This is a genomic window from Pseudomonas sp. ML96 (assembly GCF_000761545.1).
Taxonomy (GTDB): domain Bacteria; phylum Pseudomonadota; class Gammaproteobacteria; order Pseudomonadales; family Pseudomonadaceae; genus Aquipseudomonas.
Genome location: NZ_JPMY01000017.1, coordinates 1 through 18,676 on the forward strand (window position 1 = coordinate 1; position 18,676 = coordinate 18,676).

At 66.1% G+C, this 18,676-nt stretch carries 21 protein-coding genes; 16 read left to right on the forward strand and 5 right to left on the reverse strand.

The features are described 5' to 3' along the window. Window positions 1-123 precede the first annotated feature (123 nt). The 7 genes from mgrA (at window position 124) to IP89_RS12440 (ending at window position 5,803) form a co-directional block, all read left to right on the forward strand. Complete coding sequence (mgrA, locus tag IP89_RS12410) at window positions 124-1,164, forward strand: L-glyceraldehyde 3-phosphate reductase (protein ID WP_043309852.1); 1,041 nt, start codon at window positions 124-126, stop codon at window positions 1,162-1,164. 2 nt (window positions 1,165-1,166) lie between these two features. After that, a complete protein-coding gene (locus tag IP89_RS12415; protein ID WP_043309853.1) occupies window positions 1,167-2,114 on the forward strand; it encodes an aliphatic sulfonate ABC transporter substrate-binding protein in 948 nt (315 codons plus the stop codon). A gap of 159 nt (window positions 2,115-2,273) precedes the next feature. Continuing rightward, the gene (locus IP89_RS12420; RefSeq protein ID WP_043309854.1) at window positions 2,274-3,056 is read left to right on the forward strand and encodes a MetQ/NlpA family ABC transporter substrate-binding protein; all 783 of its coding nucleotides are present in this window, start codon (window positions 2,274-2,276) and stop codon (window positions 3,054-3,056) included. A gap of 414 nt (window positions 3,057-3,470) precedes the next feature. Continuing rightward, complete coding sequence (locus tag IP89_RS12425; RefSeq protein WP_052081062.1) at window positions 3,471-4,256, forward strand: energy transducer TonB; 786 nt, start codon at window positions 3,471-3,473, stop codon at window positions 4,254-4,256. A 64-nt stretch (window positions 4,257-4,320) separates the two neighbouring features. Further along, window positions 4,321-5,037, forward strand: a complete 717-nt coding sequence (locus IP89_RS12430) for a MotA/TolQ/ExbB proton channel family protein (RefSeq protein ID WP_043309855.1) — start codon at window positions 4,321-4,323, stop codon at window positions 5,035-5,037. A 1-nt stretch (window position 5,038) separates the two neighbouring features. Further along, the gene (locus IP89_RS12435; RefSeq protein WP_043309856.1) at window positions 5,039-5,440 is read left to right on the forward strand and encodes a biopolymer transporter ExbD; all 402 of its coding nucleotides are present in this window, start codon (window positions 5,039-5,041) and stop codon (window positions 5,438-5,440) included. A 129-nt stretch (window positions 5,441-5,569) separates the two neighbouring features. Then, on the forward strand, window positions 5,570-5,803 hold the full coding sequence (locus IP89_RS12440) for a DUF6021 family protein (RefSeq protein WP_043309857.1): 234 nt from the start codon (window positions 5,570-5,572) through the stop codon (window positions 5,801-5,803). 3 nt (window positions 5,804-5,806) lie between these two features. Here IP89_RS12440 and IP89_RS12445 read toward each other — a convergent pair whose 3' ends face one another. After that, window positions 5,807-6,649 (reverse strand): type 1 glutamine amidotransferase domain-containing protein, encoded by an 843-nt coding sequence (locus IP89_RS12445; RefSeq protein WP_043309858.1) that lies wholly within the window; start codon window positions 6,647-6,649, stop codon window positions 5,807-5,809. A 101-nt stretch (window positions 6,650-6,750) separates the two neighbouring features. Here IP89_RS12445 and IP89_RS12450 point away from each other — a divergent pair, with 101 nt between their 5' ends. Genes IP89_RS12450 through efp form a run of 3 tightly spaced genes read left to right on the forward strand, consistent with a single transcriptional unit; the run spans window position 6,751 to window position 9,454 of the window. Beyond that, the gene (locus IP89_RS12450) at window positions 6,751-7,686 is read left to right on the forward strand and encodes a LysR family transcriptional regulator (RefSeq protein ID WP_043309859.1); all 936 of its coding nucleotides are present in this window, start codon (window positions 6,751-6,753) and stop codon (window positions 7,684-7,686) included. A gap of 12 nt (window positions 7,687-7,698) precedes the next feature. Next, window positions 7,699-8,844, forward strand: a complete 1,146-nt coding sequence (earP, locus tag IP89_RS12455; protein WP_043309860.1) for an elongation factor P maturation arginine rhamnosyltransferase EarP — start codon at window positions 7,699-7,701, stop codon at window positions 8,842-8,844. A gap of 34 nt (window positions 8,845-8,878) precedes the next feature. Beyond that, window positions 8,879-9,454 (forward strand): elongation factor P, encoded by a 576-nt coding sequence (efp, locus tag IP89_RS12460; protein WP_043309861.1) that lies wholly within the window; start codon window positions 8,879-8,881, stop codon window positions 9,452-9,454. 51 nt (window positions 9,455-9,505) lie between these two features. Here the strand turns inward: efp and IP89_RS12465 are convergent, their stop codons facing one another. Then, a complete protein-coding gene (locus IP89_RS12465; RefSeq protein ID WP_043309862.1) occupies window positions 9,506-10,462 on the reverse strand; it encodes a LysR family transcriptional regulator in 957 nt (318 codons plus the stop codon). A gap of 96 nt (window positions 10,463-10,558) precedes the next feature. Between IP89_RS12465 and IP89_RS12470 the strand changes: the two genes are divergently transcribed. After that, entirely contained in the window at window positions 10,559-11,311 is a 753-nt protein-coding gene (locus IP89_RS12470) for a sulfite exporter TauE/SafE family protein (RefSeq protein WP_043309863.1), read from the forward strand. 2 nt (window positions 11,312-11,313) lie between these two features. Here IP89_RS12470 and IP89_RS12475 read toward each other — a convergent pair whose 3' ends face one another. After that, window positions 11,314-12,168 carry a LysR family transcriptional regulator gene (locus tag IP89_RS12475; RefSeq protein ID WP_043309864.1) on the reverse strand — a complete coding sequence of 285 codons (855 nt, stop codon included), beginning with the start codon at window positions 12,166-12,168 and terminating at the stop codon, window positions 11,314-11,316. Window positions 12,169-12,265: 97 nt separating this feature from the next. Here IP89_RS12475 and IP89_RS12480 point away from each other — a divergent pair, with 97 nt between their 5' ends. The 4 genes from IP89_RS12480 to IP89_RS12495 all read left to right on the forward strand — a co-directional run bounded on the left by IP89_RS12480 (window position 12,266) and on the right by IP89_RS12495 (window position 15,320). Next, window positions 12,266-12,499, forward strand: coding sequence for a DUF1127 domain-containing protein (locus IP89_RS12480; protein ID WP_043309891.1), 234 nt, complete (start codon window positions 12,266-12,268; stop codon window positions 12,497-12,499). A gap of 179 nt (window positions 12,500-12,678) precedes the next feature. Then, window positions 12,679-13,623: a DMT family transporter gene (locus IP89_RS12485; protein ID WP_043309865.1), complete on the forward strand. Its 945-nt coding sequence runs from the start codon at window positions 12,679-12,681 to the stop codon at window positions 13,621-13,623. A gap of 11 nt (window positions 13,624-13,634) precedes the next feature. Further along, a complete protein-coding gene (locus IP89_RS12490) occupies window positions 13,635-14,102 on the forward strand; it encodes a DUF3291 domain-containing protein (protein WP_043309866.1) in 468 nt (155 codons plus the stop codon). Window positions 14,103-14,111: 9 nt separating this feature from the next. Further along, window positions 14,112-15,320, forward strand: a complete 1,209-nt coding sequence (locus IP89_RS12495) for a winged helix-turn-helix domain-containing protein (RefSeq protein ID WP_043309867.1) — start codon at window positions 14,112-14,114, stop codon at window positions 15,318-15,320. A gap of 38 nt (window positions 15,321-15,358) precedes the next feature. Here IP89_RS12495 and IP89_RS12500 read toward each other — a convergent pair whose 3' ends face one another. Next, window positions 15,359-16,111, reverse strand: a complete 753-nt coding sequence (locus IP89_RS12500; protein ID WP_043309868.1) for a M48 family metallopeptidase — start codon at window positions 16,109-16,111, stop codon at window positions 15,359-15,361. Between the two features lie 232 nt (window positions 16,112-16,343). Here IP89_RS12500 and IP89_RS12505 point away from each other — a divergent pair, with 232 nt between their 5' ends. Beyond that, on the forward strand, window positions 16,344-17,105 hold the full coding sequence (locus tag IP89_RS12505) for a membrane protein (protein ID WP_043309869.1): 762 nt from the start codon (window positions 16,344-16,346) through the stop codon (window positions 17,103-17,105). Between the two features lie 59 nt (window positions 17,106-17,164). On the opposite strand, the gene IP89_RS12510 is transcribed toward IP89_RS12505, so the two are convergent. Next, on the reverse strand, window positions 17,165-18,508 hold the full coding sequence (locus tag IP89_RS12510) for a class II 3-deoxy-7-phosphoheptulonate synthase (protein WP_043309870.1): 1,344 nt from the start codon (window positions 18,506-18,508) through the stop codon (window positions 17,165-17,167). Window positions 18,509-18,676: the final 168 nt, after the last annotated feature.

Sequence of the window (18,676 nt, forward strand, 5' to 3'; positions counted from 1 at the left end):
GGGGGGGGGGGGGGGGGGGGGGGGGGCCATGGGCAGCTCGGAGCTGCCTGGAAACCCCTCACCCCCAACCCCTCTCCCAGGGGGAGAGGGGGAATCTGAATCGAGCGCTTTAAGGACTCACCCATGAGCTACATCCCCGCCGCCAACCGCTACCAACGCATTCCCTATCGTCGTGTCGGCCGCAGCGGCCTGCTGCTGCCGGCCCTGTCCCTGGGCCTGTGGCACAACTTCGGCGACGCCACGCCGATCGACACCCAGCGCGCGCTGCTGCGCACCGCCTTCGACCTGGGCATCACCCACTTCGACCTGGCCAACAACTACGGCCCGCCCTACGGCAGCGCCGAGAGCAACTTCGGCCGCCTGCTGCAGGAAGACTTCAAGGCCCATCGCGACGAGCTGATCATCTCCACCAAGGCTGGCTGGGACATGTGGCCGGGGCCGTACGGGCAGGGCGGCAGCTCGCGCAAGTACCTGCTCTCCAGCCTCGACCAGAGCCTGCAGCGCCTGGGCCTGGACTACGTGGACATTTTCTACTCGCACCGCTTCGACGCCGACACGCCACTGGAGGAGACCGCCATCGCCCTGGCCGACATCGTTCGCCAGGGCAAGGCGCTGTACGTCGGTATTTCCTCCTACTCGGCGGGCAAGACCCGCGAGATCGCCGCGCTGCTGCGCGAGCTGAAGGTACCGCTGCTGATCCACCAGCCGGCCTACAACCTGTTCAACCGCTGGATCGAGAAGGACCTGCTCGACGCCACCGATGAGCTGGGCGCCGGCGTCATCGTGTTCACTGCGTTGGCCCAGGGCCTGCTCAGCGACAAGTACCTCGATGGCATCCCGCAGGACGCGCGAGTCAACCGCCCGGGCGGCGCCTCGCTGCGCCCCGAGCATCTGTCCGAGGCCAACATCGCCCGCGCCCGCGCGCTCAACGAGATCGCCGCGCGCCGTGGGCAGAGCCTGGCGCAACTGGCGTTGGCCTGGACCCTGCGCGATGCGCGGGTCAGCTCGGCGCTGATCGGTGCCAGCAATCCTGCGCAGATCATCGAGAACGTCGCCGCGCTGGACAACCTGGCCTTCAGCGCCGAGGAGCTGGCCGAGATCGACCGTTATGCGGTGGAGGGCGGCATCAACCTCTGGGAAAAACCGTCCACCGACTGGGAGTGAGCATGAACAGCATTCGATTCGGCGCCGCCTTGCTGGCGCTGCTGGCCTTCTCCGGCCTGGCCCGTGCGGCCGACCCCGAGGTGCTGCGCATCGGCTTCCAGAAGGGTTCCACCAGCCTGGTATTGGCCAAGGAGCACGGAATGCTGGAGCAGCGCTTCCCTGATGTGCGCGTGCAGTGGATCGAGTTTCCCGCCGGGCCGCAGATGCTCGAGGCGCTGAACATCGGCAGCCTGGACGTCGGCTCCACCGGAGATATCCCGCCGCTGTTCGCCCAGGCCGCCGGCGCCGACCTGCTGTACATCGGCGCCGAACCGCCGAAGCCGCAGGCCGAGGTGATCCTGGTGGCCAAGGACAGTCCGCTGCAGTCGGTGGCTGAACTCAAGGGCAAGCGCGTGGCGCTGCAGAAGGGCTCCAGCGCACACAACCTGGTGCTGCGCGCGCTGGCCCGTGAAGGTTTGACGTTCGCCGATATCCAGCCGATCTACCTGCCGCCAGCCGACGCCCGCGCCGCCTTCGAGCGTGGCGCTGTGGACGCCTGGGCGATCTGGGACCCGTTCTACTCGGCCATCGAGCTGGAAGGTCGCGCCCGCCTGCTGGTCAACGGCGAGGGCCTCGGCCTGAGCGGGCCCTTCGTGCTGGCGGCGCGGCCATTTGCCGAGGCCAACCCGCAGTTCCTCCCCGAGCTGCTCGCCGAGCTGAACCGCGCCGAAGCGCTGACCCGCAGCGAGGAGGCCGCCAGTATCGCCGTGCTGGCCAAGGTCACCGGCCTCAGCCAGGCGGTGATCGCGCGGGCCTTCAGCCACCGTCCGCCGTCGCCGATCGGCCTGCTGACCGCCGAGATCGTCGCGGCGCAACAGCACACCGCCGACCTGTTCGTGCAGAACCGTTTGCTGCCGCGAGCGCTGGATATTCACGCGGCGATCTGGAGCGGAGCGGGTGAGGGGAACTGAATATTCTTTTAAGGAATAAAAGAATAATTAAACAGTATTTTTAGGAAATAAAAGATCTTCGTAATCTCGCTGTCGACCGGAGCTTACCCAGCACGGCTCAGACAACCGTTCCGCGTGGTTGAGGATCCAACCGCGCATCTCGCACAAGAGACCTTCAAGATGAAGAAAAGCCTGCTCCTGACCGCCCTGGCCGCCGCACTCTCTGCCACCCTGGCCCAGGCCGGAGAAAAGCTCACCGTCGCCGCCACGCCTGTACCGCACGCGGAAATCCTCGAACTGATCAAACCGCAACTGGCCAAGGAAGGCGTGGACCTCGACGTCAAAGTCTTCACCGACTACGTGCAGCCCAACCTGCAGGTGAGCGAGAAGCATCTCGACGCCAACTACTTCCAGACCAAGCCCTACCTCGACACCTTCAACAAGGACCGCGGCACCGACCTGGTGATCGTCAAGGGCGTGCATGTCGAGCCCTTCGGCGGCTATTCCAGCAAGTACAAGTCGCTGAAGGATCTGCCCAACGGCGCGACCATCGCCATCCCCAACGACCCGAGCAACAGTGGCCGTGCGCTGCTCCTGCTGCAGACCGCCGGCCTGCTCGAGCTGAAGGATCCGCAGAGCGTCAAGGCAACGCCGAAGGACGTGGTCAAGAACCCGCACAACTTCAAGTTCAAGGAGCTGGAGGCGGCCATCCTGCCGCGCGTGCTGGACCAGGTCGACCTGGCGCTGATCAACACCAACTACGCCCTCGAGGCCAAGCTCAACCCGACCAAGGACGCCCTGGTGATCGAGGGCGGTAACTCGCCCTACGTGAACTACCTGGTGAGCCGCCCGGACAACCAGGACAGCGAGGCGATCCACAAGCTCTCCGCCGCGCTGACCAGCCCCGAGGTGAAAGCCTTCATCGAGAAGAAGTACTCGGGAGCCGTGCTGCCCGCGTTCTGATTTTTCATCCCGTGGTGGCTCTTTTTGTGTCGCAGCTGCCCATTTGTCCACGGTAGTGACGGTGCTTCGGCACCCTTGCTCTTCGCGCCGACCGGCTTGCCGGATCGGCGTTTTTTTTGCCTGGCTGAAAGGCTCTGGGACGGGCCTTCCAGCCAGCTGTGGCGGATTTCGATGCCTTGCGAGCATATTTATGATGCCCGCAAGGCATTGATCAAAAAAAATACTAATAAAATCAATAAGATATAAATATATATTCCTTTAAAGAATTACAATCTTATAAAAAGATACTTTAAGAAATAAGCAGTGCCGACAATCATTTGGCTCAAGCCATCGGGACCTGTCTGAAGCGGGCCCCGGCGTGAATTGAACCAAGGCCGGAACGAGGCCGGTCCCGTGATCCAGGAGCACTGCCAGATGGGCAACGTCCTCAAAGCCGACAACCTGAACCAGGTACTGCGGCGCAACCCCGGCGAGGTCCTCGACCTCGGCGTGCAGCTACGTCAGGCCCTCGGCCAGCAGCGCCACCAGCCCAGCCGCAGCACACCGGTGCTGGGCCGCCGCGAGGCGGTACTACTCGGCCTGTTCGCTCTGACCCTGCACGGTGCAGTGCTGTACTGGCTGGCCAACCGCCCCGAGCCGGTGCTGCCGGAAGTGCCGGTGCAGGTGCCGCCAATGACCATCGAGTTCGCCGCGCCGCCGCCTCCGCCGGAGCCGGTGGTCGAGACGCCGCCACCGCCGCCGGTGGTGGAGGAGCTGGCGGTCAAGCCGCCACCCAAACCCGAGCCGCCCAAGCCTAAGCCGCAGCCACCGAAGCCCAAGCCCAAGCCGGCGCCGAAACCGGTGGAGCCACTGCCACAGCCGCCGAAGGCCGAGACACCACCGCCGCCAGCCGCGCCGGTAGCGGCTCCGGCTCCGGTGGAGACGCCGCCCTCGGCCAACGCCGCGTACCTGAAGAACCCGGCGCCCGAGTACCCCAGCCTGGCCCTGCGTCGTGGTTGGGAGGGCACGGTGCTGCTGCGGGTACGGGTGCTGGCCAGCGGCAAGCCCGCCGAGATCCAGATCCAGAAGAGCAGTGGCCGTGAAGCCCTCGACGAGGCCGCGGTACGCGCGGTCAAGCGCTGGAGCTTCGTGCCGGCCAAGCGTGGCGATGTGGCCCAGGAAGGCTGGGTGACGGTGCCGCTGGACTTCCGCTTGAACTAGATGGCGCTTGAACTAAATCGCCGTTTGAACTGAACCGAATTCGACTGAAAACGAGGAACACAAAATGAATCTGTTGGTTGACTCCCCCCTGCAATCGGTCGAGCACGCGGTCATCTGGCTGCTGATCGGCTTTTCCGTGGTCACCTGGGGCCTGGCCCTGATCAAGGGCATCCAGTTCGCCCGCCAGCGTCACCGTGACCGCAAGTTCCAGAAGCTGTTCTGGAGCGCCACCAGTCTCGACTCGGCTGCCGAACTGGGCCATGGCCAGGCCGGTGCCGTGGCGCACCTGGCCCAGGCCGGCTTCGCCGCCATCCAGGTGCAGGACGGCCAGCCCAGCGACCTGAGCCAGGCCATCAACCACCAGGACCGTCTGGAGCGCGCCCTGCGCCAGCAGATCCAGCGCGAGCGCCGCTCCCTGGAATCCGGCCTGGCGGTGCTGGCCTCGATCGGCTCGACCTCGCCCTTCATCGGCCTGTTCGGCACCGTGTGGGGCATCATGGAAGCGCTCAAGGGCATCAGCGCGGCTGGTAACGCCAGCCTGGAAACCGTGGCCGGCCCGATCGGCGCCGCACTGGTTGCTACCGGCGTGGGTATCGCCGTCGCCGTACCGGCGGTGCTGGTTTACAACTACTTCCTGCGTCGCCTCAAGCTGACTGCCGCCGACCTCGACGACTTCGCCCATGACTTCTACAGCCTGGCGCAGAAGAGTGCGTTCAAAGTTCTGGTCCACCCTGGCGCGCGCAAGCCGCAGCAGGCGCAGAACGTGAAGGAGGCCATCTGACATGGCCTTCTCGACCCAGGATAGCGACGAGGTCCTCAGCGAGATCAACGTGACCCCGCTGGTGGACGTGATGCTGGTGCTGCTGGTGGTGTTCATCGTCACCGCGCCGCTGCTGACTAACTCCATCCCGATCAACCTGCCGAAGACCGAGGCGGTGGCCCCGGCGGATCAGAAAGACCCGCTGGTGGTGAGCATCGACGGCGAAGGCAAGCTGTTCATCAACAAGGACGAGGTCCAGCCGGAGCTGCTGGAAGCGCGCTTGGCCGAGGCCAAGGCCAAGGACGCCGAGGTCAAGGTGCAACTGCAGGCCGATGATTCGGTGGACTACGGGGTGGTGGCCAAGTCCATGGCCAGCATCGAGCGCGCCGGCATCACCAAGCTGGCGGTGATCACGGCGCGCTGAGCCCGTGCGGTTACGGGGTCGTCCTTACCAGGCAGGGGGACGGCCCTTTTTTGTTTCCGACAGAATGTTCGAACCCCGCGGGTATGTCGCCCTCGAAAGCTCATCACTCCAGATTGCATGAGGTGAACCATGAGCTTGAAAGACTTCTTCCTGGCCCGCCGGGATTCGCAGGACGATGGCCGCAGCCTGCCGGGCATCGCGCCGAGTACGCAGCAGGTCCGCCGTGAACTGGGCTTCGACCCTGACTCGCCGGACCTGCGTGACCCGCAGATCGACCCGCCTTGGCCGGCGCGTATCCCGCAGGCGGGGCGCGCCCAGGACAAGCGCGCCCCGGGCGAGCAGTACCCGCCGTATGGTGGCTAATGCTTACTGCAAACGACGCAGCAGCTCTTCACCGACCTGCTGGGCTGACGCCGGGTTCTGCCCGGTGATCAGCTCGCGGTCGACCACCATGTGCGGGCTCCACGGCGCGGTATTGCTGCTGTAGCTGCCGCCGGCGTGCTGCAGGCCGGTCTGCGGATAGAACTTCATCTCGCCGCCATTCAGCGCCTGCTTGGCCTGTTCCTCTTCCTGATTGCTGATCACCGTCATCTGGTAGCCGGCGTAGATCCACGCCTGCTCGGCCTTGGCGGCATTGTCGCGTTCCAGACGCTGCACGTAGCCGGCGGCATCGGGCAGGGCGGAGAGCAGGGCGATGGGGCCGTGGCAGACCAGCGCGGTGGTCTTGCTCTCGGCGTGGAAGGCGCGCAACAGCTTGCCCAGTTGCGGGCTGGTCAGCAGGTCCTGCATCGGCGCATGGCCGCCGGGCACGTACAGCGCATCGAAATGCTGGTAGCCGATCTGCTCGACGCGGGCCAGGCTGATCACCGGCGAGGCGCCGGCCTCGGTCAGGCGCAGTTTCTCCAGCAGCGCCTTGTGCGCGGCCAGGCTGGCGGCGTCGCCGCCGAAGTACTGGGCGGAATCCGAGGTGACGTCCATGGTCGGGGCCAGGCCGTTGGGCGTGGCGAAGGTCACCGAGTGGCCGGCGTCGAGCAGCAGCTTGGTCGGCTGCATCAGCTCGTTGAGGAAGAAACCGGTGGGGTAGACCTTGCCGTCCTTGAGGTCGAGGTGGTCGGCGTCGGACAGCACCACCAGCACGTTGGCGGCCTGGGCGCCGAGGCTGGCTACAGTGATGGCGGTGGCGAGGGCGATCTTGGCGAGGCTGGGCATCGCAAATTCTCCGGGTAGGGAACAGGTGGGGAAACTGTATTGCTGCCGTTGGCGGCGATAAACTCACCGCACTGGAAATAACCTGTGCTCTGGAGGCAAGAATGGCCCGGCGCTTCGATCACCTCGGCGACGTCGAGGCCTTTCTCTGCGTGGTCGAGCGTGGCTCGCTGAGCGCCGCCTCGGTCAGCCTGGGTACTACGCCCTCGGTGATCAGCCGCGCTATCTCGCGGCTCGAAGCGCGCCTCGGCAGCCAGCTGCTGCGCCGCACTACCCGGCGCCTGAGCCTGACCGAGGATGGCCGTCTCTACCTGGAGCAGGCCCGCGCCGCCTTTGCCCTGATCGACGATGCCGAGCGGCGTATCCAGGGTGGCGGCGAGGTGGCCGGGCGAGTGCGCCTGAGCGCGCCGACCACCTACGGCCACTACCGCTTGCCGCAGCTGCTGGCGCAGTTCGCCCTGGCCTATCCGCAGGTGCAGGTGGAGCTGGGTATCAGCAACCGCAATGTCGATCTGGTGGCCGAGGGCTACGACCTGGCGATCCGCCTCGGTCGCCTGCCGGACAGCGGCCTGGTTGGCCGTCGTCTGGAGGAGGCACGCCTGTGCCTGGTGGCCGCGCCGAGCTACCTCGCTCGTGTCGGTGCACCGAGCAGCCTGGCCGATCTGGAACGGCACGCCTGTCTGCCATTCATCATGCCCAGTCGCGGCAAGGTCGCGCCCTGGCTGTTCCGCGATGGCGAGCAGGAGCTGGACTGGCAGCCCAGGGGCCATGTGCAGGTCACCGATGATGTGCTGGGCACGGTATCGCTGGCCGAGGCCGGGCTGGGCATCTGCCAGTCGTACGCGTTCATCCTGCATGAGCGCATCGAACAGGGTCGCTTGGTGCGCCTGCTACCGGAGCTGGAGGGGAGCAGCCGGCCGTTCTCCATCATCTACCCGCCGCATCGCCAGCTGTCGCCGGCCTCGCGCGCGCTGATCGACTTTCTCGCCCACGCGGCGCAGGCCGGCGGCGCTGACGTAGAATCCGCCGCAGCAATCTGAGTGGAGCGGTTCATGGGCGCCCGGTGGGACATCTTCTGCAGCGTGGTGGACAACTACGGCGACATCGGCGTGACCTGGCGCCTGGCCCGTCAGCTGGCGGCCGAGCACGGCCTGGCGGTGCGCCTGTGGGTGGACGAGCCGGCCGCCTTCCTGCGCCTGTGCCCGCAGGCCGATGTGGCGGCCGGGCAATGGCTGGTGGCTGGTGTCGAGGTGCGTCACTGGCCCAAGGACTTTCCCGCCGTAGACGCGGCTGATGTGGTGATCGAGGCCTTCGCCTGCACCCTGCCCGAGAACTATGTGGCGGCGATGGCGGCGCGGGCGAGCAAGCCGTTGTGGCTCAATCTGGAATACCTCAGCGCCGAGGACTGGGTCGCCGGCTGCCATGGTCTGCCGTCACCGCAGCCGGGCGGGCTGCAGAAGTTCTTCTTCCTCCCCGGTTTTACCGAGGGCACCGGCGGCCTGCTGCGCGAGGCCGATCTGCTGGCGCGGCGCCGCGCCTTCCAGGCCGACGGCGCAGCGCGGCAGACCTTCCTCGCCAGTCTCGGGATTGAGCCGCTGGCTGGCGCCCGGCTGATCTCACTGTTCGCTTACGAAAATACCGGCCTGGCTGCCTGGTTGGACGCCCTGGCCGGCGCCGCCGAACCGAGCCAGCTGCTGGTGCCGCGCGGGCGCATTGAGGGCGACCTGTGCCGCTGGCTAGGTGCCGAAGCGCTGGAAGAGGGCGGCAACTGGCGCCGTGGCAACCTGCAGCTGCACCTGCTGCCCTTCGTCAGCCAGCCGGACTACGACAAGCTGCTGTGGAGCTGCGACTTCAACGCCATCCGCGGCGAGGATTCTTTCGTCCGTGCGCAGTGGGCCGGGCGGCCGCTGCTCTGGCACATCTACCAGCAGGAGGAGGGTGCGCACTGGGACAAGCTGGACGCCTTCCTCGACGGCTACTGCGACGGGTTGTCGCCCGCAGCCGCCGCGGCGTTGCGGGCGCTGTGGCATGCCTGGAACGGCCAGGGCGACATGGGCGCGGCCTGGGCTGGCTTCCTGACGCAGGAGCGCAGCCTGTCCGAGCATGCCGAGGCCTGGTGCATGGAGCAGTCCACCCGTCCCGATCTCACCGCGGCGCTGGTGCAGTTTCATCGAAATTGGCTATCATGCGCGGCCTAGAAATCTGTACCTCCATCTAAACCCGGATACACGTATGAAAACCGCACAAGAAATGAAGCCCAACAGCGTGGCTCTGATCGACGGCCACCCGTGGCTGATTCAGAAAGCCGAATTCACCAAGTCCGGCCGTAACAGCGCCATCGTCAAGATGAAGCTGAAGAACCTGATCAACGGCTCCAAGACCGAGACCGTTTACAAGGCCGACGACAAGATGGAGCCGGTCATCCTTGAGCGCAAGGAAGTGACCCTGTCCTACATCAATGGCGACGACTACGTCTTCATGGATCCGGAGTACAACTCCTACGAGCTGCGCGCCGAAGACCTGGAAAGCGTTCTGCCGTTCATCGAAGAAGGCATGACCGATATCTGCGAAGCCGTGTTCTTCGAAGGCAAAGTGATCTCCGTTGACCTGCCGACCACCATCGTTCGCCAGATCACCTACACCGAGAACTCTGCCCGTGGCGACACTTCCGGCAAGGTCATGAAGCCGGCCAAGCTGCGCAACGGTACCGAAGTCAAGGTTGCAGACTTCTGCAACATCGACGACTGGATCGAGATCGACACCCGTGACGGTTCCTACAAGAGCCGTACCCAGGCGCCGTCGGCCTAAGGCCAACCGCCTCGCAAAAAGCCCGGCCCAGTGCCGGGCTTTTTGTTGCCCTCAGTTTCTGTTGAGGCCGCGTTGCAGGGCCAGGTCCCAGGGCGGGATCGGGCCGAAGCGCTGCTTGAGGAACTCCAGCAGCAGGCGCGTGCGCGAGCTGGCCTCGCTGGCCAAGCGCAGGGCGTAGATGCCGCTGGGCTCGGCCGCTGGCAGGCCGCCATCGCAGAGCAGCGGCACCAGCTCGCCGCGTACCAGGTAGTCGCTGATCAGCCAGGTCGGCAGGTGGGCGATGCCGAGGCCGGCCACGGCGCTGAACAGCAGGGTTTCGGCGTTGTTGGCGGTCAGGCGCAGGCGCCCCGGGCGTAGTAGCTGCAGGCGGCCGTCGACCTCGAAGCGCCAGGCGTGTGGCGGTGACAGGGCGTCCCAGTCCAGGCCGTCGTGTTCCGGCAGCTCGCGTGCATCGCGCAACAGGCCGCGGCGCCTGATGTACTCGGGGCTGGCGCAGAGCACGCGAACCAGCGGTGCCAGCGGCGTGGCGACCAGGCGCGTGTCGGCCAGCGGGCCAATGCGCAGCACCAGGTCTACCTCGCCCAGGTGCTCGCCCTGCAGGTCGATGAAGCTGTCGATCAGGCGCAGCTGCACGTCGAGGCCTGGGTACAGGGTGAGAAACTCGGCAATCGCCGGCGCCAGATGGCGGCGGCCGAAGGGCGAGGGCGCGTCGATGCGAATCAGCCCTTCCGGTGCGCTGCTCAGCGATACCGCTTCGGCGCGCGCCTGGTGCAGCTCGGTGAGGATGCGCCGGGCCCGCTCGGCGAACGCCAGGCCCGCCGGGGTCGCCTTGACCGCGTGGGTGCTACGGCTGAACAGCGCACAGCCGAGGGCGCGCTCCAGGGCGTCGATGCGCCGCGATACGGCCGAGGGTGTGAGTTGCTGGCGCCGTGCGGCGCCGGAGAAGCTGCCGCTCTCCAGCACATCGAGATAGAGGGCGAACTGGTCGGTGAGCTGATCGGGATTCATGGTCTGCCTTTGCGTGATGCGCAAAAGCATTGTGCGTGCTTATGCATTTCCATGCCAGGCGCGACTGACTAGCATGCGGCCAGCCGAGGAGGTTTCATGAGTCCAATCGATCTGTTGTTGAACCTGTTGCTCGGTCTGGCGATGGGCACCGTGGGTGGCCTGTTCGGCATCGGTGGCGGCCTGGTGGCGATTCCCGCGCTGGGCGTGTTGTTCGGCCTCGACCAGCAGCTGGCCCAGGGCACGGCGCTAGTGATGGTGGTGCCCAACGTGGTGCTGGCGCTGTGGCGCTACAACCAGCGCAATCGCATCGAGCCCAAATATGCGCTGCTGCTGGCGAGCACGGGCATCGTCTGCGCCTGGCTGGCCTCGTTGTACGCCGTCGAGCTGCAGGCCGAGCGCATGCGCATGGCCTTCGTCGTATTCCTAGTGGTGCTGGCACTGTACAACCTGGCGCGGCTGTTCATGCACACGCCGCCGGCCTCCGCACAGCTGCGCCATCCCTGGCCGTGGCTGGGCGTGGTGGGCGGCGCGGCGGGCGCGCTCGGTGGTCTGTTCGGCGTCGGCGGGGCGGTGCTGGCGGTGCCGGTGCTGACCAATCTGTTCGGCGCCGGGCAGATCATGGCCCAGGGCCTGTCGCTGGCCCTGGCGCTACCCAGCACCGGCGTGACCCTGCTGACCTACGCGCTGCACGATCACGTGGACTGGGCGATGGGCATTCCCCTGGCCGTTGGCGGCCTGCTCAGCATCACCTGGGGGGTGAAGCTGGCCCATGCCCTGCCGGAGAAGGTGCTGCGCGGTCTGTTCTGCGGCTTTCTGATTCTCTGCGCGGTGTTGCTGGCGCTGAGGTAGGCCTAGAGGCGGAAGCCTTCGACGATATGCTCGGCCAGGGTGTCGGTCACCTGTGACTGGCGTTCCGCGTTGCGGATCAGCGCGATGCTGGTCAGCGGCAGCAGCGGGAAGCCTTCTTCCTCGCCGAGGATGCGCAGGTCCGGGGTGATCAGGCTGTGCAGCTGGGAAGTCACTGCCAGGCCGGCGCGCACCACGGCGAACAGCGCCGACAGGCTGGGGCTGGTGTAGGCGATGCGGTAGGGGCGCTCGATGGCGTCCAGCGCATTGCAGGCCCAGGCGCGGCAGAAGCAGTCGACGTTGAACATCGCCAGCGGCATGGGGTTCTGCTCGTGCGGGCTGAAGCCCTGGGCCACCGCCCAGACGAAGCGTTCCTGGCGCAGCAGCTGGCCGATCTCCTTGCCCGGCTCGCGGGTGACGATGGTCAGGTCGAGGTCCTGGCGTTGCAGCAGCAGGGTGGTGGGCTCGCAATGCACTTCCACCTGCACCAGCGGGTAGGCCTGGGCGAAACGCGAGAGGATGTCCGGCAGAAAGCGCATCACGTAGTCGTCCGGTGTGCCGATGCGCACCGAGCCGACCATGTGCGGTTCGCGCAGGGTATTGAGCACCTCGCCGTGCAGCTTGAGGATACGCCGCGCGTAGCCCAGCAGGATCTGCCCCTCGGGCGTCAGGCGCACCTGGCGGCCGTCGCGCTCGAACAGCGGGCGCTGCACCACGTCAGCCTCCAGGCGCTTCATCTGCATGCTTACCGCCGACTGGGTGCGGTTGACCGCCTCGGCCGCACGGGTGAAACCGCCGCTGTCGGCGATGGCGACGAAACTGCGCAGCAACTCGGTGTCGATGCTCGGGTAGTGGGCCATCCATCAATCTCCAAGATGCAGTGCATAAGAAACATTCGTTGGATTGATCTTAATCGCGGATGGAAACTGCCGCCAACCCCACAGGGAGGGCGTGATGATGAAAGGTCAGAAAGGGTACGCACTGGCAGGTTCGCCATCGTTCGATGTTGCTTTGCGCAGCATCGGCTGGAAGGCCTGGTGGACGCGGTTGAAGCGCTGGCAGGAGCTGGCGCGGCAGCGCAGACAACTGGCGATGCTGGATGAGATGGCATTGAAGGACATGGGCCTGAGCCGTGGCGATGTCATGCAGGAAAGCGAGCGTCCGTTCTGGGATGATCCGCAACACTACTGATTCGAGGTTTGCATGCTGGTGTCAGAACCTATTTACGATCTGCTGCGCGTCGGCCAAACAAGGTTGAAAGCTCCCTCAGAATGCTCATTTACAACACGTAAACTGCGCTTCTTCGGTCGCTTTCGCCCTTGTTTGGCTCTAGCTCGCGAGACCGTAAACAGGCTCTTGGGAGTCTGCGCATGAGTGCGTCGCGCAAGGGAGCCGACCTGTTCCTGTTTCAACTGATGCTGCTGTTGTGCGCCCTCTGGGGCAGCCAGCAGGTGGCGATCAAGCTGGCCGCGGCCGATATCGCGCCGCTGCTGCAGGTGGTGCTGCGTTCGGCCATCGCCGCTGTGCTGGTCGGCCTGCTGCTGCTCTGGCAGGGCGGCTGGCGCACCTGGCTGCCGAGCACATGGCGCGGCGGCCTGCTCGCGGGCGTGCTGTTCGGCCTGGAGTTCTTCTTCATCGCCGAGGGGCTGCGCTTCACCTCGGCTTCGCACATGGCGGTGTTCCTCTATACGGCGCCGATCTTCTCGGCGCTGGGCCTGCATTTTCTGCTGCCCAGCGAACGCCTGAAGCCGGCGCAGTGGCTGGGCATCGGCCTGTGTTTCGGTGGTGTGCTACTGGCCTTCGGCGGCGGCGCGGACTGGGCGCACCTGGACCGGCGCATGCTGCTCGGCGATCTGCTGGGCCTGCTCGCCGGTCTGTCCTGGGGCCTGACCACCGTGGTTATCCGTGGCTCGCGGCTGTCCGAGGCGCCGGCCGGGCTGACCCTGTTCTACCAACTGGCGGTGGCCTTCGTTCTGCTGCTGGGCTATGTGCTGTTCACCGGGCAGATCGGCCCGGTGCACTGGACGCCCGTGGCCATCGGCTCGGTGCTGTTCCAGGGTGTGGTGGTGGCCTTCTTCAGCTACCTGGCCTGGTTCTGGCTGCTGCGCCGCTACCTGGCGTCGAACCTGGCGGTGTTCGCCTTCATGACGCCATTGTATGGGGTGACCTTCGGCGTACTGGTGCTGGACGAGCCGCTGAGCCTGAACTTCGTGATCGGCGCCGGGCTGGTGCTGCTGGGGATCACCCTGGTCAGCAGCCACGCCTGGCTGAGCAAACGCCTGCGCGCCGCCCGTGGCGCCGCCGAGGCCCGTTGAAGGAGTACGACATGGAACGTTACCACCTGGCCCAGCTCAACATCGCCCAGCTGAAGGCACCGCTGGACTCACCGCAGCTGGCCGACTTCGTCGCCAATCTGGAGCGCATCAACGGCCTGGCCGAGGCGGCGCCGGGTTATGTCTGGCGCCTGCAGGACGAGGCTGGCGACGCTACCGCCATCCGCCCCTTCGGTGACGAGGTGCTGGTCAACATGTCGCTGTGGCGCGACGTGCAGTCGCTCAGCGACTACGTCTACAAATCGGCGCACACCGAGATGCTCAAGCGCCGCCGCGAATGGTTCGACAAGGTCGAGCAGGCGCACCAGGTGCTCTGGTGGGTGCCGGCCGGGCATCGGCCGAGCGTGGTGGAGGCTGCGCAGCGTCTGGCGCACCTGCGCGAGCACGGTGCCACGGCGCATGCCTTCAGCTTTCGCCAGGCCTTCGCCGCGCCGGAACAGGTGGCCGCGCCGTCCTGCTAGGCTGGGCGCATGACTCTCTCGCTCTCCCTCGCTGAAGCCCGCCGCCTGGCCCTGGCCGCCCAGGGCTTCGCCCGCATGCCGCGCGGCGCCATTGGCCATCGCCAGCTGCGCGCGCAGATCGAGCGCCTCGGTGTGCTGCAGATCGACTCGGTCAACGCCCTGGTACGCTCGCACTACCTGCCGGCTTTCTCGCGCCTCGGTCACTACGATCCGGCGTTGCTGGACGACCTGGCCTGGGGCAAGCCGCGGCGCCGCAGCCTGTTCGAATACTGGGGCCACGAGGCCTCGCTGCTGCCGTTGGAACTGTATCCGCTGCTGCGCTGGCGCATGCGCCGGGCGGCAGAGGGGCAGGGCATCTACCGCCAGTTGGCCGAGTTCGGTCGCCAGCGGCAGGACGTGATCCAGCGCGTGCTGCTGGCGGTGCGCGAACAGGGCGCCCTGGGCGCCGGTAGCCTGAGTACCCGCAGCGAGCGCGCCGGCCCTTGGTGGGACTGGAGTGCGGAGAAGCATGCGCTGGAGTGGCTGTTCGCTGCCGGCCTGGTAACGGTGGCCGGGCGCCGGGGCTTCGAGCGCCTGTACGATCTGCCGCAGCGGGTGATTCCCGCCGCCCAGCTCGATCATCCTGAGCTGGACGAAGCCGAGGCCCAGCGCCAATTGCTGCTGCATTCGGCTGCGGCTTTGGGAGTTGCGACTGAGCGCGACCTGCGCGATTACTTCCGCCTGGATGCGAGCGACGCCAAGGCGCGCATTGCCGAGCTGGTCGAGGCCGGCGAGCTGCAGCCGGTGGTGGTGCAGGGCTGGAAGCAGCCGGCCTATTGCCGGGGCGAGCCAAGCATCCCGCGCCGGGTGCGTGGTAGCGCCTTGCTGTCGCCCTTCGATTCGCTGATCTGGGAGCGCGAGCGCACCGAGCGGCTGTTCGGCTTCCGCTATCGCCTGGAAATCTACACCCCGCCGGACAAGCGCGTGTATGGCTACTACGTGCTGCCGTTCCTGCACCACGAGCGCCTGCTGGCGCGAGTCGACCTGCGCAGCGAGCGCGCGCACGGGCGCCTGGCGGTGCATGCCGTGCATCTGGAGGAGGCGGTGCTGAGCGAGGAGGCGTTGTACGCCCTGGCCGGGGAGCTGCGCGCGTTGGCGCAGTGGCTGGGGCTGGAGGCGGTGCTGCTGAACTGTCGCTCGCCGGTGGCGACGCTGCTGCGGCCGTTGCTGGAGGGCTAGGCCCGCCCGCACCGGATGGCGCGAGCGGGTTTCGAGGCTTACTTCTCGGCTGCGATGCGCTGGCGGATATGCGCGGCGCGGTCGGCCGAACCCGGGTGGGAGTCGAACATGCTGCTGTCGTCGCCGCCCAGCTTGGCCAGTTTGTCGAAGGCACTGGCCAGGCCGTCCAGCGGGATGCCGCGCTTCTTCAGCAGGTCGAAGGAGAAGTCATCGGCGGCGCTCTCTTGGGACTGCGAGAACTGCGCGTTGACCAGCTCTTCGCCGAGGTCGCCCAGCTGCGAGCTGGACAGCGCCGAGACCGCGGTGTTGCCCGAGGAAGCTGCGGCGCCACGGGCCACCGAGGTGGCGTAGGCGGCCTGCATGGCCTTCTTGGTGTGGCCGAGGGCGACGTGGCCCATCTCGTGGCCGAGCACGCCTTCCACTTCGTTGTCGTTCATCAGGTCCATCAGGCCGCTGTACACGCGCACGCAACCGTTGGCCATGGCCCAGGCGTTGACCTCGTCGGTCTCATAGACCTTGTAGGTGACCGGGGTGCCGTTGACCTGGCTGCCAAGGTTGGCGGCGATCTTTTCCAGACGCTGGCTGTATTCGCTATCGGCCGGGACGATGGGCGACTCGGCATCCACCTGCACGCATGCCTCGTCGGCCATGGCCTTCACTTCGGCGTCGCTGAGGGTGGCGGCTTGCATGGCCTGCATGCCGGTGCTGAGCATGGCGTCGGGGCTCATGTTCTGGCAGCCGCTGAGCAGGGTGGCCAGGGCCAGGGCGGAGAGGGAGAACTGCAGTTTCATGCTTATCGTCCTTGAAAGTTGAGGCAATGGAGGGCCAGAGGCGTCGGCATCCGGCCGGCGCGGCATTTTCGGTGATCGGGACTGATGAGGGCGTGAAGTGAGTCGCAAGCTGGTGGCCAACGATATTGGCCGTTTTGACGTTTTTTTCAGGCCTTTTTTACGCAGCGGCAACGTTTCCTTCCCTAGATTGCCACCCAAGCTCGAATACCTCGGGCATTGATGGGGGCATTCCATGAACAAGCTACCTCAGATAACCCTGGCCTTCTGGGTGATGAAAATCTGTGCCACGACCCTGGGGGAGACCGCAGGCGATCTGTTATCCATGACCCTGAACATCGGTTATGCGCTCAGCTCGCTACTGCTCATCAGTCTCTTCATCATGTCCCTGCTCGGCCAGTTGCGGGCCCGGACTTATCAGCCTGCGCTGTACTGGACGGTGATTCTGATGACCAGTACCGCGGGGACTACCATGTCCGACTTCATGGACCGGACTCTCGGCCTGGGGTATGCCACGGGGTCGGCCATCCTCATTTCTCTGCTGATCATGGTGCTGGCCAGCTGGCGAGCGAGTGAGAAGTCATTGTCCGTAGATCACATCACCACGCGTCGTGGCGAGCTGTTCTACTGGGGCGCGATACTGGTTTCCAACACATTGGGCACTGCCCTCGGCGACTACCTCGCAGACGACTCGGGGCTGGGCTTCGCCGGCGGCGCATTGCTCATCGGCAGCCTGCTGGTGGCGGTCGTGCTGGCTTACTACGGCACGCGCATTTCGCGAGTGGCGCTGTTCTGGCTGGCCTTCGTCCTGACCCGGCCCTTCGGTGCCACCCTGGGCGACGTTCTGACCAAGAGCACCGACAAGGGTGGCCTTGATCTGGGCACCATTGGCTCGTCGGGTGTGCTGGCGGCCATATTGCTGGCCATGGTGTGCTTCAGCCTCTGGTCTATGCGGCAGTCTCGGCGTCTGGAGCCGGTCATGCTGCGCGAGGACTAAACCGAGGCAGCGGATATGAAAACGGGGCCCTGGGGCCCCGTTTCCTGTTCTGACCTGCGTCAGGCGCGCGCCTGTTTCAGCGTCTCGGCGATCATGAAGGCCAGTTCCAGCGACTGGTCGGCGTTCATGCGTGGGTCGCAGTGGGTGTGGTAGCGGTCCGACAGGCCGTCCTCGGTGATCGGCCGCGAGCCGCCGATGCACTCGGTGACGTTCTGCCCGGTCATCTCGATGTGGATGCCGCCGGCGTGGGTGCCCTCGGCGCGGTGCACCTGGAAGAACTGCTTCACCTCGGAGAGGATCTGCGCGAAGTCGCGGGTCTTGTAGCCGCTGGAGGCCTTGATGGTGTTGCCGTGCATGGGGTCGGAGCTCCACAGCACCTGGCGACCTTCTTCCTTCACCTTGCGCAGCAGGCGCGGGAAGTTGGCCTCGACCTTGTCGGCGCCCATGCGCACGATCAGGTTGAGGCGGCCCGGATCGTTGTCCGGGTTGAGCACGTCGATCAGGCGGATCAGCTCGTCCGGGTCCATGCTCGGACCGACCTTGACCCCGATGGGGTTCTCGATGCCGCGCATGAATTCGACGTGGGCGCCGTCCAGTTGGCGGGTGCGGTCGCCGATCCACAGCATGTGCGCGGAGCAGTCGTACCAGCGCCCGGTAAGGCTGTCTTGGCGCACGAAGGCCTGCTCGTAGTTCAGCAGCAGCGCCTCGTGGGCGGTGAAGAAGCTGACTTCGCGCAGCTGCGGCGCGCTGTCCATGCCGACCGCGCGCATAAAGGCGAGGGTTTCGTCGATGCGGTTGGCCAGCTGGTGGTACTTCTCGGAAAGCGCCGAGTTGGCGATGAAGTCCAGGTTCCACTGGTGCACCTGGTGCACGTCGGCGAAGCCGCCTTGGGCGAAGGCGCGCAGCAGGTTGAGGCTGGCGGTGGCCTGGTGGTAGGCCTGCAGCAGACGGTCCGGGTCCGGTACGCGGCTAACGGCGTCGAAGCCGATGCCATTGACGATGTCGCCGCGGTAGGCCGGCAGGGTCACGCCATCGATGGTCTCGCTGCCGGAAGAACGCGGCTTGGCGAACTGGCCGGCCATGCGCCCGACTTTCACCACCGGGCAGCCGGCGGCGAAGGTCATGACGATGGCCATCTGCAGCATCACCTTGAAGGTGTCGCGGATCTTCGCCGCGCTGAATTCGGCGAAGCTCTCGGCGCAGTCGCCGCCCTGCAGCAGGAAGGCACGACCCTGGGTAACCTCGGCGAACTGGCGGCGCAGCTCACGGGCCTCGCCGGCGAACACCAGCGGCGGGTAGCCGGCCAGGGTCTGCTCCACGCGGGCCAGGTGGGCGGCATCGGGGTATTCGGGTTGCTGCTGGATGGGGTGCTTTCTCCAGCTTTCGGGGCTCCAGGCGTGCATCGGACTTCTCGCGGCTAATCGGTTGCCGGCATGTTAACCCCGCAGGACGCGGCAGGTCAGCCGATAGCTGTGATTGAGCGAGTGCATGACAGGCACGGAAGATGAGGGGTAAGGAAGGAGCATCCGCAGAGGTCGGCCTGCCAACGAATACTTGGCTGCCGACAGGGT

Excerpts from the sequence above, each read along its gene's own strand:
- IP89_RS12475 (WP_043309864.1), bottom strand. The coding sequence starts at position 12,168 with ATGGCCCACTACCCGAGCATCGACACCGAGTTGCTGCGCAGTTTCGTC.
- IP89_RS12465 (WP_043309862.1), bottom strand. The coding sequence starts at position 10,462 with ATGAATCCCGATCAGCTCACCGACCAGTTCGCCCTCTATCTCGATGTG.
- IP89_RS12490 (WP_043309866.1), top strand. The coding sequence starts at position 13,635 with ATGGAACGTTACCACCTGGCCCAGCTCAACATCGCCCAGCTGAAGGCA.
- IP89_RS12470 (WP_043309863.1), top strand. The coding sequence starts at position 10,559 with ATGAGTCCAATCGATCTGTTGTTGAACCTGTTGCTCGGTCTGGCGATG.
- efp (WP_043309861.1), top strand. The coding sequence starts at position 8,879 with ATGAAAACCGCACAAGAAATGAAGCCCAACAGCGTGGCTCTGATCGAC.
- IP89_RS12430 (WP_043309855.1), top strand. The coding sequence starts at position 4,321 with ATGAATCTGTTGGTTGACTCCCCCCTGCAATCGGTCGAGCACGCGGTC.
- IP89_RS12480 (WP_043309891.1), top strand. The coding sequence starts at position 12,266 with ATGAAAGGTCAGAAAGGGTACGCACTGGCAGGTTCGCCATCGTTCGAT.
- IP89_RS12445 (WP_043309858.1), bottom strand. The coding sequence starts at position 6,649 with ATGCCCAGCCTCGCCAAGATCGCCCTCGCCACCGCCATCACTGTAGCC.
- IP89_RS12495 (WP_043309867.1), top strand. The coding sequence starts at position 14,112 with ATGACTCTCTCGCTCTCCCTCGCTGAAGCCCGCCGCCTGGCCCTGGCC.
- earP (WP_043309860.1), top strand. The coding sequence starts at position 7,699 with ATGGGCGCCCGGTGGGACATCTTCTGCAGCGTGGTGGACAACTACGGC.
- IP89_RS12420 (WP_043309854.1), top strand. The coding sequence starts at position 2,274 with ATGAAGAAAAGCCTGCTCCTGACCGCCCTGGCCGCCGCACTCTCTGCC.
- IP89_RS12500 (WP_043309868.1), bottom strand. The coding sequence starts at position 16,111 with ATGAAACTGCAGTTCTCCCTCTCCGCCCTGGCCCTGGCCACCCTGCTC.
- IP89_RS12435 (WP_043309856.1), top strand. The coding sequence starts at position 5,039 with ATGGCCTTCTCGACCCAGGATAGCGACGAGGTCCTCAGCGAGATCAAC.
- mgrA (WP_043309852.1), top strand. The coding sequence starts at position 124 with ATGAGCTACATCCCCGCCGCCAACCGCTACCAACGCATTCCCTATCGT.
- IP89_RS12425 (WP_052081062.1), top strand. The coding sequence starts at position 3,471 with ATGGGCAACGTCCTCAAAGCCGACAACCTGAACCAGGTACTGCGGCGC.
- IP89_RS12485 (WP_043309865.1), top strand. The coding sequence starts at position 12,679 with ATGAGTGCGTCGCGCAAGGGAGCCGACCTGTTCCTGTTTCAACTGATG.
- IP89_RS12415 (WP_043309853.1), top strand. The coding sequence starts at position 1,167 with ATGAACAGCATTCGATTCGGCGCCGCCTTGCTGGCGCTGCTGGCCTTC.
- IP89_RS12510 (WP_043309870.1), bottom strand. The coding sequence starts at position 18,508 with ATGCACGCCTGGAGCCCCGAAAGCTGGAGAAAGCACCCCATCCAGCAG.
- IP89_RS12440 (WP_043309857.1), top strand. The coding sequence starts at position 5,570 with ATGAGCTTGAAAGACTTCTTCCTGGCCCGCCGGGATTCGCAGGACGAT.
- IP89_RS12505 (WP_043309869.1), top strand. The coding sequence starts at position 16,344 with ATGAACAAGCTACCTCAGATAACCCTGGCCTTCTGGGTGATGAAAATC.
- IP89_RS12450 (WP_043309859.1), top strand. The coding sequence starts at position 6,751 with ATGGCCCGGCGCTTCGATCACCTCGGCGACGTCGAGGCCTTTCTCTGC.